This window comes from Bradyrhizobium sp. MV1.5, assembly GCF_055807615.1.
The window spans coordinates 1-10,458 of record NZ_JBVVPL010000080.1; the positions used below are offsets into that span (position 1 = coordinate 1).

Sequence of the window (10,458 nt, forward strand, 5' to 3'; positions counted from 1 at the left end):
GACATGATCATCATGCCGTCTTTCAGAACGCCCTCGAGAGCCGACTTGGCGTCGGGATAGACCTTGTTCATGCAAATCTAACCAATAAAGCGCGAACATGCTCACAGTGCGCTGATTCTGATGACGGTAGGCACCTGCTCAATGGTGTGCATTCGTCGGGCCGCTTTCCCGCATTTTTTGGTGCTCGTTGATGACAAGGTTGCGCTAGCTGAGACCACGCTCCGAAAGCGCGCCGCGTTAAAGCTTGATCAGTGGACGTAGAGAGCCCATTTTGTTCGGTGCGCCACCGTAGGCCAAGGCACGGAAGCTTAATGCGCTTGCTCGTTGCTGAGACCTCCGAGTGCAGCGAGCCGCCTGAGGTGATAGTCGGCATCGCCGAGCAGTGTGTCGATCATGATCACATGCTTGAAATAGTGGCCGATGTTGTACTCCATCGTCATTCCGATGCCGCCGTGGAGCTGGATCGACTCATGACCTAACGCTTTCGCTGACCGGCCAATCTGGACTTTTGCTGCTGAAACCGCTCGCTCGCGCGCCCTAGCATCGCTCTCGCCTGCCATCAATGCGGCGAAAATCGCCATCGAGCGCGACTGCTCAAGCTCGACAAACATGTCAGCTGCTCGATGCTGCAGCGCCTGGAAGGCGCCGATTTTCTTGCCGAACTGTTCGCGCGTCTTGAGGTAGTCAAGCGTAATGGCCTGCATCTTGTTAAAGCAGCCGAGCGCTTCCGCACAGAGCGCTGCAACCGCCTCGTCCGTCACTCGTGAAATAACCGGGAATGCTCCCCCCGGATCGCCAATGACGTCTTCTGCAGCAACGTTGACGTTCTCTAGCCTGATCTCGGCTGCGCGCAGACCATCCTGCGTCGGATAACCCCGTCGCTTGACACGCGGGGCACCGGCGTCGACGAGAAACAAGCCGATTCCATTCTCGTCGCGGCTCTTTCCGGAGGTTCGAGCCGATACAACGAGCTTGTCCGCCACGTCACCGTGGAGAACGAGATCTTTTGTACCATTCAGGATCCATGCATCTCCAACCTTCTTCGCCGTTGTCTCAACGTCGAAAACATCGTAGCGCGACTGCGGCTCGGCATAGGCGAACGCTAGCTTCATTCGGCCCTCTGCTACAGCAGGGATGATCTTCGCCTTTTGCGCGTCGCTTGCCCCGTGCCGCAGGATACCCCCACCAAGAACGACGGTCGCGAAGTAGGGTTCGAGGATCAGCGCCTTGCCGAAAGCCTCCATCACGATCATCGTCTCGATCGCGCCGCCGCCGTAGCCGCCATGTTCCTCGGAGAATGGCAATGCCAGCAGTCCCATCTCGGCATAGCGCTTCCACATGGCCTCGCTGAAGTACGGATTCTCGGATCGGTAGCGGCGCCGCTCATCGAAGTCATAGGTTTCAAGCATCAGCCGCTCGACGCTATCCATCAAGAGCCGTTGTTCGTCCGATAGATCAAAATTCACTGGATAATTCTCCTGAGCCTTGGAGCGCTAGCGGTGCTTCGCCATTCATAGACCAAGGATCGCCCTGGCGATGATGTTCTTCTGAATCTCGCTCGAACCCGAATAGATCGAGGCGGCGCGGCTGTAGAAGTAAGTGGGAGCGATCCTCTGAATCCCGTGAAGACCGACCGAAGGCTCACCCAGACGCTCGGGATCCTCTTGCGAGAGGTCTGGAAGCGCATAAGGTCCGATCACATCAAGCATCAGCTCAGCCGCTGCCTGCTCGATTTCGGAACCCTTCAATTTCAGGATCGAACTTGCTGGGTCTTGCGCACCATTCTGCTGCTTGGATGCCGAAGCAACCACACGAAGCTGGGTTATTTCGAGCGCCTTCAGTTGCACTTCGACCGCCGCGACCTTCTCGCGGAATGCAGGTTGATCGATGAGTCGCTCACCGCAAATAACGGTCCGGGATGCAAGCTCTTTCGCGCGTTGGATGCGCTCCCTCGAAGTGCCTACGCCAGCGTCGCCGAACCGTTCGTTGCCCAGAAGATACTTTGCGTAATCCCAGCCCTTGTTCTCTTCCCCCACGAGATTGTCGATCGGAACGATGACGTTATCTAAGAAGACCTCATTAACTTCATAACCGCCATCGATCAATTGAATGGGACGCACCGTAATGCCGGGTGTCTTCATATCGATCAAGAGGAAGGAGATGCCCTGCTGTTTCTTCACATCGGGATTGGTCCTGACTAGGCAAAAGATCCAATTCGCGTGCTGCCCAAAGGTCGTCCAGGTCTTCTGGCCGTTAACAACATAGTGGTCGTGATTACGTACCGCCCGCGTTTTCAGAGATGCGAGATCAGAGCCGGCGCCAGGCTCTGAGAAGCCTTGACACCACCAATCATCGACATTGGCGATCCGCGGTAAATAGTATTTCTTTTGCGCGTCATTACCGAACGTGTAGATCACTGGGCCGACCAGGGACTCACCCATTCCGAAAGTCACTCTCGCCGGAAAAGCTCGTATCTCTTCTTCGAAAATGTACTGCTGGATTAGCGTCCAACCCGCTCCCCCACATTCTTTCGGCCAAGTTGGAACGCCCCAGTTGTTGAGGAGACGCGCCTGGGCAGCAATCTCTTCCTTGGACAGCTGTTGGCGCTCCGCCAGCTTGCGTCGGATTTCCGGCGGGACGTTATCGGACAGGAAGCGCCGCACTTCCTCCCTGAAGGCTTGCTCTTCAATTGTAAACGCGAGATCCATTGAACCTCCTAATCAGCGAATTCAGCGAATCGCAGTCTGCGCGCAGGACCTGGACCGGAAACCAGATGGCGGACCTGCGCCATGTTCCTGCGCTTTGATGATGACGCCGCAAGCAGGCGAGCGGCACTTATCTTATGAGGCGGAGATTTCATCTGATCCTTTGAGACGGAGCTTCCAGGTTACCTCAACTCAGCTGGATAAGATGAACGGAAGTCCGCCCTTGCCCTCCCGCGAGATTATTATCGCCCTCTCCAGACGGGATCTCGCTTCTCGGCGAAGGCGCGGCGGCCCTCGCGGGTATCCTCTGAGCCATAGAGAGTATCTACCGTGTGTAACTGGCGACGGGTCACCTTGTTCATAGCGTCTTGGAAAGTCAGCGCTTCAGCCACGCGTGCCGTTTCCTTGATAGCGGCGAAGACCAACGGCGGTCCGTCAGCTAGGAGCCGCGCGACCTCCCACACGCGATCCTCAAGCTTTTCCTTGGGTAGCACCTCGTTCAGCAGTCCCCAGTGATGCGCCTCCGCCGCGTTCATCCAGCGGCCGGTGAGCAGGAGATCCATGGCAATATGATAAGGGATGCGTTTCGGCAGCTTGATGGTGGCTGCGTCCGCGAGCGTGCCCGCTCGGATTTCGGGCAAAGCAAAGGTGGAATGCTCCGACGCGTAGATGAGGTCGCAGGATAACGCGAGCTCGAAGCCACCGCCCACGGCCATGCCGTTAACGCATGCGATTACCGGCTTGTTGAAGTCACGCAGTTCCTGCAGGCCGGCAAAGCCGCCGACGCCATAGTCGTGATCGACCGTATCTACATCGCCAGCCGAGGCGGCCTTCAGGTCCCATCCGGCGCAGAAAAACTTGTCACCTGCCGTCTTGACGATCGCGATCCGCAGCTCCGGATCGTCGCGGAACGCCTTGAAAGTCTGCCCCATCAACCGGGACGTCTTCCAATCTATGGCATTGGCCTTCGGCCGATCGAGCGTGACTTCGAGGATTGCGCCTTCACGGCGGGTGGCGATAACGTCAGTCATTATTTTCTCCTACAACCAGCAACGCGTCAGCGATCCAAGCACCCTTGCCTTCCGCACAGACAATCAACGGATTGATATCAAGCTCCTCGATCTCGCCTGCATTCTTCTGGACGAAGTCGGCTATACCGGCGATGGCGCCGATCGCAGCCTGGACATCGGCCTTTAGTCGACCGCGATAGCCTTCGAGCAACCGATAAAGCTTCAATCGGCTCAATGCCGTCTCGATTTCGTTGCGGGTGGCTGGTAGCATCATCGTCACGCTGTCGCCCAGAATTTCAACCAGCACGCCACCGGTGCCGAGAGTCATGACGGCGCCGAACATCGGATCGCGGGTGAAGCCGACGATCAACTCGGCGACACCATCGCTCACCATGCGCTCGACATAGAGCCCGGGGCCGAGCTGCAAGAGTTCATGCGCCGCGCTGCTGACGGCGTCTGCGTCCTTGAGATTCAGCCGCACCGCTCCGACTTCCGATTTGTGGCTTACACCTAAAGCCTTCAAAGCTACGGGGAAACCGAGCCTGGCGGACGAGTTCACCGCCTCCACAGGACTGCTAACTCGAGTGCCTTTTGGCACGGGGAGACCTTCGTTGAGGAGCCTTTCCTTGGCCTCGGCTTCGTCAAGAGCTCTTCGTTTACTTCTGGATTCGCCAGCAGCCGCGGTGTCGACCGGGGGCGCCTGAGTCTCGCGCCAAGCGGATCCGATAAAAGCTGCTGTCTGAGCCGCTTCCATAGCTTCGGGAATACCAAACAACGGCACGATGCCGCGCGCCAGCAGCGCGACCGCGTAGTCCTCGGGTAGGTTTTCGGGCATCGTAGACACGACCGCGCCTTGTGCCTTGTTGTGCCTAAGCGCCGCCTCAAAGGCGCGCATATTCGCTAACCCCCATTGGTCTGCATTGGAGCAACGATCGCGACGCGGAAAGTCGAGCAACAACATATTGAAGTCGAAATCACCCGACACCATAGCGGTGTAAGTCTCCGTCAGCGCGGGCTCACTGCCCCAAATGTACGTGTTGTAGTCGAGCGGGTTCGCAATCGCCACCATTGGCCCGAGCGTCGATTTGACACGGGCGCAGTGCTGGTCGGTGAGGCGTGGAAAATGCACGGAGCGCCCTTCCGCGCTGTCAGCCATAAGGGAGGCTTCACCGCCCGAACAGCTCATCGACGACAATCTATAGCCGGGCAGCGCTCCGGTGATATGCAGCAGCTTCAACGCTTCAAGAAATGCCGGAATGGAGTCGACACGCGGAATGCCGAGCCGCTTCAGGAAGGCGCCAGAAGCAGCGTCGGATCCGGCCAGTGACGCGGTGTGCGAGATGGTCGCCTGCCTCGCCTGCTCGGAGCGACCAACCTTCATCGCAATGATCGGCTTCTTCAACTCGCGCGCCCGGGCTGCCAGCTTCTCAAAGCCGGCAACCGAATCAAACGCTTCGATATGGAGGCCAAGGGAGGTGACGCGCTCATCCTCAATCAACCCGATCGCTATTTCAGAAAGGCCAGTTTGCGACTGATTGCCAGCCGTCATCAGGAAGGCGATCGGCAGCGCCCGCCTTTGCATCGTTATGCTGATAGCGATGCTGGAAGACTGGGTAATGATGGCAACGCCCTTGCCCTCTTTCGGCAGCCTGACACCACCATGATTGTCGGGCCACAACAGCGCGCCATCGGCGTAGTTGATCAGCCCGTAGCAGTTCGGACCAATGATCGGCATCTGGGCGGCCGCCGCCACAAGATCGGCCTGCAGCTTCTTTCCATCCTCATCATAGGCAGCAGTTTCGAGAAAACCCGCGGCGAAGCAGACCGCGCCGCCGGCACCACGCTTGGCCAACGCCTCTACGACTTCGATTGTCAAGTGTCGATTTACACCGACAAAGGCAGCGTCCGGCGCCCCCGGTAGATCGGCGACAGACCGGTAGACCCTATGGCCAGCCACCTCGTCTTTGCTGGGATGCACCGGCCAAATTTGGCCAGCAAAGCCCATCTTGATACACTCTTTAACAACACGCTCTGCGGGCCTCCCGCCGAACACGGCGATTGAGTTCGGATGCAGAAGACGTTCCAATCTCGTCATCGATCAGACTCCAAAGGGCGCAGCGACACCCACGAGGTGATTCAGCTCTGGGCTCCGATGCGCCTTCCTCACACTCGCAAGCATTACTGGACCGCGGAATTGCTCACGTGGATCTGCGCCAACGCGGCGCCTTGCCCGGGCAATGACGTCCGATATCATCCTCACCTTCTCCTTTCGCCGAAAGATTGATCTGTCCCGAGCCGGCAGAACGCGATAGCATTTATCGTACTGGGCCTCGGGATCCACATTCACTAATCCAGTCCCTTTCGGAGTAGAAATTCTGCGCTTTCTCGTCATCAGGCGCAGGTTTACTCGCAAACTTTGACCTGGACGCGAAGCTGCCATGATCGCGATGAACTCGACTCCAGGGGCGCCGTTCGGGTACAAACTCCCGGCTACAGCCATGAAGCTAGCATCTCGGCGCGGACGGCTATCTGCGCGCCGCGGTACCGCCAGGCGCTGCGGCGAAGGCACGATCCGGCCGCATCATCGCGATGTTGCTCGTCGGCGCGCGAGGTCGCGTTCGACTTCGAAACCGGGATTATCGAAGACGCTGGCAGTCGGTCCTAAAGGCCGGCGTGTCGGCCTGTTCGACCTGTCGGTGCACATCACGAACCGCCCGACAGAGCTAGCGCCTCATCCTGATTGTGCGTGACGCAGATGGTGATAATGCCGCAGTCACTGTGCCGGCTCTTTGATCTCCACCTGCATCTGCTCACGCAGATTACGGTCGAGCGAGCCCAGCGTCTCATCCAGCAGCAGGATCGCCGACCAGCCGCTGACGTGTGACGGAAGCTAATCGGCGAACTCTTGGAGGTGTATGCGTTCGAGAATGCGCTCGGCGCGCGACGTCCGCTTGGAGGCTTGGATACCGCGCATTTCAAATGGAAACTCCAGGTTTTCTATGGGCAAGTTCATCCAACTTACGAGAGGCGTGGAGCGCCAAGCGGCCTGCGCTCGTCGATGCCTTGCGGCCCAGCCAACCTCAGGGCCTACAAGTTTCTGAGCAGGGGCCACCAGCATCTAGGCCACGGATCGCCGTCGAGCGCTGCTTGCAGGGGCTGACTATTCTAGGCCTCTCCGTGTCGGCCAGCGCTTTATTGACGCGCACTTCCGGCGCAAGGGCCCGCGCGAAGCTTTTCGTAACAGCGACGACCGCTGTCTTCGCCGCAGCGTAAGGCAACGTGCTGCCGCGGCCGTCGAACGAAGCCGTCGGAGCAACGTTCACGATCGCGCCGTTGGCGGCCTTCAACGCCGGACCCGCGGCCTTGCTGCATCTGTAAGCACCACGCAGGTTCACCCGGAGTATCGTGTCCCAAAGGTCTTCCGGCAAAAGCTCGAGTCGATCTATAGGGAGCTGTTCCCTGAAGCCCGGCCAAGCATGCCCGGACGAGCGCGATCCCATTATGGTCGGAACGGATCAAAGCATGGAAAGAGCACGCTCATGCCGGAATAGGCCAGAAGCGTCCGATTGCTTCACATGAATTCGAGCTGGCGCCGCACCGTCGCGAAGATCGCCTTCCACCTGTGGCCCCGCCTCGGCTCGATGCGAGGTGTTGCTCCACAATTGGCTTTGCCTCCGCTACCCAAGGCTGAGCAGATGATGCTAGCCGTGCTCACGCCGAAGCGCGCGGGGCGGTCAGGGCGCATGCAACGGAGGCCAGGCCGCGATCGGCAAATGATGGCCGTACACTCCAGGCTATCGAGGAAACATCCTCGGCCTCGCAGGGCCGAGGAAGGTATTTTTCGCGCTAGAAATGGGCCGCAGTTATCCGCGCTTCACAACGCCCAAGATTGCCCGCGCCTCGGCCGGCGTGGCCACGCTGGCGCCCATGCGCTCGATGATTCCGACCGCATTGTCGACCAGGTCCGCGTTGGACGCCAGCACACCACGCCTGAGATAAATGTTGTCCTCCAATCCTACTCGGACGTGCCCGCCCATTGCCACCAACTGTCCGACCATCATCATTTCGTCGGCACCACAGCCGAATCCGCCCCAAACAGCCCCCGAAGGTAGAATTTCTCGCATCGCCTTTAGAACAATCGGGTTACCAGGAGCGCCATATCCCGTGCTCAAGCAGAATTGGAAAAGCGGCGCCCCCTCGAGCTTTCCTTCGGTTACGAGCTTCTTGGCATTCTCGATGTGGCCGAGTTCGAAGCATTCGAACTCGGGCTTGACGCCGGCCTCTCGCATATGCGTCGCCATCTCTCGAAGGTCGGACATGCGCGCAACAAAGATCGACTCGCCGAAAGCCATGGTTCCGCAATCCAAAGTCGCAAGCTCAGGCTGCAACTTTACGGCGTGAAGGCAGCGCGCCATGGGATTCTTGAGGTCAGTCGCTTCGCCAAGCTTTACCGGATTAAGCGAATTGAGCGACAGCGTTCCATCCATCCCACAAGTCAGGTTAATGATGACATCGATAGAAGCGTCACGAACTTTCTTCACGACCTGCTCATAAAGTTCGAAACGGTTCGAGGGAGCTCCGGTCTCCGGATCACGGACATGGATGTGAACTATCGCAGCTCCTGCCTTCGCGGCTTCCAAGGCTGCATCCGCAATTTGCGACGGCGTCTTGGGAATGTTTGGATGCTTCGCAAGGACCCCAGAACCCCCGCCGGTAACCGCGCATGTGACGATGACTTTGTGTGACATTAAGAACTCCTATGTTTCTATCGAGAGAGTGAGCCGTGGGGCACTGGATGAATTTATATCTGACGATGCGATCACCTCAGGGCGCCGCAATCCTCGGCACGCGCGGTGACGCCCTCGAGGATAAGCCAAGCGTTGTAAGAAGCGCGAAGGCGGCATCCCCTCGCACGTGTGAGAAAGAGCGCGAGATACCTGGCGCCAATCAGCCCCACTCCAAGGCAAGTGGCCCCGCCGGATGCACTCAGGTGCACGGACGATGGTCATGACTTGACCCCGCGCACGAGTATCCTAGGTTCGGAAATGTCCATCGGTTAGCTTCCCTCTCGCATGAGCGCCTGACTCCGACGCCGCCGCTTATGCTCCGGCCGCACGCCGTCACCGGCGCGAAAACTTTGGAACGGCCGAGTCACCGAGCGGGCGCACCTGACGTCAGGGATGTCACGCGGCCGATATTGCGGGGCGGACTCGCGCCCGCGCGAAGTTGCATTTCCCGGATGCGCTCGAAGATCTCCAGCCGGAACGGCTCGACCTTTCGGCTCGCCACGCCGACGTTGAGCTGCAGCTGCTCGGCCGTCGCCGCCAGCCCTCCATGGCGGTCGTCTATCATCTCCTGGTGGAGGACGAATCGCCGGGAGTCTAGATCAAGGATGCGCGTAGCGACCGTTAGACTTCCTCCGGCATGGATTTCGCGAACATAGGTTATGTGGAAGTCGCCGGTGAACAACGAATAGCCGTCCTTGAGATAGGACGGACCAAGCCCTAGATCCTGGCAAGCGAGATCGCCAGCCTCGGAAAATACTTCGAAATACGGCCGGGCGTTCATATGCCCGTTCACATCGAGCCAGGCTGTTCTGACATTGCAGCGGTAGATAAACATCGCCCCCTCAACGCGCTTCGCCAAGTCGCTCATGACCCAACACATCGCTTGGGTCGACCATAACGTGGAAGGTCGCCGAAGAGCCGGGCCTCGGCCGTCTGGAAGCGCCGTACGGAATTTCGAATGGAATAGAACACGGAACCCCCACGATTCTCTGTCTCTCGTCCGCTCCCTCCACTTCTCACTTGCACTAGTACGGAACAGAGTTGCCGTGCATGCCAAGTCAGCGAGCCGCCGAGTTACGCGAACATTACAGTGTCGCACGAGCTCAAATCACTCTTTAAAAGGGAGAGTTTCGTACTTTTCCTGCAATTGTCCGCTCAGATTCACAGAAGTCATGCACTACGCGAGCTCAAAAACAAACAACACGTCAGCGCCTGGGCGAAGCAAGGCGCGTTATTGCCAGGGCGACGGTTCTTCATCAGCAGCGTTCGACGGGCGCATTGCCGATGCCGGCCCCTTCCACGGCATGGAGCTCGGATTACCTTCCGGCTCCTGGGAAATGCTTGCCTCTCGGAAAGAGGGATGTATGTCCGGGCAAGCTCAAGCGAGCATTAACCTGCCGTCGCGGTAGCGGCCTGCTGGGCGTAATGCCCCAGTTCTTATATGGACCCGACGGCCTCAGAACGTCTGTCGCCTGAATTGCCGCGTCGCATCGCGCTGGCTGACACGGTACCTGAACCTTACACACGAAAGTCGGCGTAATGTTTACTCGGGTATCGATCAGTGTCAGGTGCCTGCGAGTTCAGTGCGAGTCATTGCGAGTCGCGGTCATTGGCGTCAGTCGAACCGCGCCACATGGCTGCCTTCGTTCTGGATGCCAGCAAACAATCGGCTCCTCCAACCTCGACGCCGCATTTAGCAGCGCAGCTTGGAATTGGCCGCCCGTCAGCCGCTCGTTGAGTGTGCAGCCTCGAGCTTCGGGCTGATCAACCGGAGCGAGCGTCGCCATCTTCAGCCTCTCCAAATCGCGCCACAACGCAAGCCTCACTGTTACGAAGAAACTTCCGTAGTACGAAAGTCGCTTAGTCGCTGCCATTTGGCGCATCTCGGCGAGAGCACCTGAGGTTCTTCGGATGAGCGTCGGGAACCGTCAGGTACTGCTGGTCCCGCGTAGTCGC

Annotated in this window: 7 protein-coding genes and 1 pseudogene; all 8 read right to left on the reverse strand. The window is 58.7% G+C overall.

The window, feature by feature from the left end; translation table 11 throughout:
- Nucleotides 1-71, reverse strand: a pseudogene (locus tag AC0L2J_RS34035) (succinyl-CoA--3-ketoacid-CoA transferase); the annotation flags it as partial.
- 237 nt (nt 72-308) lie between these two features.
- The gene (locus AC0L2J_RS34040) at nt 309-1,466 is read right to left on the reverse strand and encodes an acyl-CoA dehydrogenase family protein (RefSeq protein ID WP_473395887.1); all 1,158 of its coding nucleotides are present in this window, start codon (nt 1,464-1,466) and stop codon (nt 309-311) included.
- 45 nt (nt 1,467-1,511) lie between these two features.
- Nucleotides 1,512-2,708 carry an acyl-CoA dehydrogenase family protein gene (locus AC0L2J_RS34045; protein WP_473395888.1) on the reverse strand — a complete coding sequence of 399 codons (1,197 nt, stop codon included), beginning with the start codon at nt 2,706-2,708 and terminating at the stop codon, nt 1,512-1,514.
- Nucleotides 2,709-2,947: 239 nt separating this feature from the next.
- Nucleotides 2,948-3,736 carry a carnitinyl-CoA dehydratase gene (locus AC0L2J_RS34050; protein WP_473395889.1) on the reverse strand — a complete coding sequence of 263 codons (789 nt, stop codon included), beginning with the start codon at nt 3,734-3,736 and terminating at the stop codon, nt 2,948-2,950.
- Nucleotides 3,729-5,810 (reverse strand): acetate--CoA ligase family protein, encoded by a 2,082-nt coding sequence (locus AC0L2J_RS34055; RefSeq protein ID WP_473395890.1) that lies wholly within the window; start codon nt 5,808-5,810, stop codon nt 3,729-3,731. The genes AC0L2J_RS34050 and AC0L2J_RS34055 overlap by 8 nt, the downstream gene beginning before the upstream one ends.
- Before the next feature lie 985 nt (nt 5,811-6,795).
- Nucleotides 6,796-7,215 carry an SDR family NAD(P)-dependent oxidoreductase gene (locus tag AC0L2J_RS34060; RefSeq protein ID WP_473395891.1) on the reverse strand — a complete coding sequence of 140 codons (420 nt, stop codon included), beginning with the start codon at nt 7,213-7,215 and terminating at the stop codon, nt 6,796-6,798.
- Between the two features lie 363 nt (nt 7,216-7,578).
- Nucleotides 7,579-8,463 carry a beta-keto acid cleavage family enzyme gene (locus tag AC0L2J_RS34065; protein ID WP_473395892.1) on the reverse strand — a complete coding sequence of 295 codons (885 nt, stop codon included), beginning with the start codon at nt 8,461-8,463 and terminating at the stop codon, nt 7,579-7,581.
- A 403-nt stretch (nt 8,464-8,866) separates the two neighbouring features.
- On the reverse strand, nt 8,867-9,370 hold the full coding sequence (locus AC0L2J_RS34070) for a thioesterase family protein (protein ID WP_473395893.1): 504 nt from the start codon (nt 9,368-9,370) through the stop codon (nt 8,867-8,869).
- Between the last annotated feature and the right edge of the window lie 1,088 nt (nt 9,371-10,458).

Bases quoted from the DNA above. Each gene is read 5' to 3' on its own strand.
- AC0L2J_RS34060 (WP_473395891.1), bottom strand. From the start codon at position 7,215: ATGGGATCGCGCTCGTCCGGGCATGCTTGGCCGGGCTTCAGGGAACAG.
- AC0L2J_RS34050 (WP_473395889.1), bottom strand. From the start codon at position 3,736: ATGACTGACGTTATCGCCACCCGCCGTGAAGGCGCAATCCTCGAAGTC.
- AC0L2J_RS34070 (WP_473395893.1), bottom strand. From the start codon at position 9,370: ATGAGCGACTTGGCGAAGCGCGTTGAGGGGGCGATGTTTATCTACCGC.
- AC0L2J_RS34045 (WP_473395888.1), bottom strand. From the start codon at position 2,708: ATGGATCTCGCGTTTACAATTGAAGAGCAAGCCTTCAGGGAGGAAGTG.
- AC0L2J_RS34065 (WP_473395892.1), bottom strand. From the start codon at position 8,463: ATGTCACACAAAGTCATCGTCACATGCGCGGTTACCGGCGGGGGTTCT.
- AC0L2J_RS34055 (WP_473395890.1), bottom strand. From the start codon at position 5,810: ATGACGAGATTGGAACGTCTTCTGCATCCGAACTCAATCGCCGTGTTC.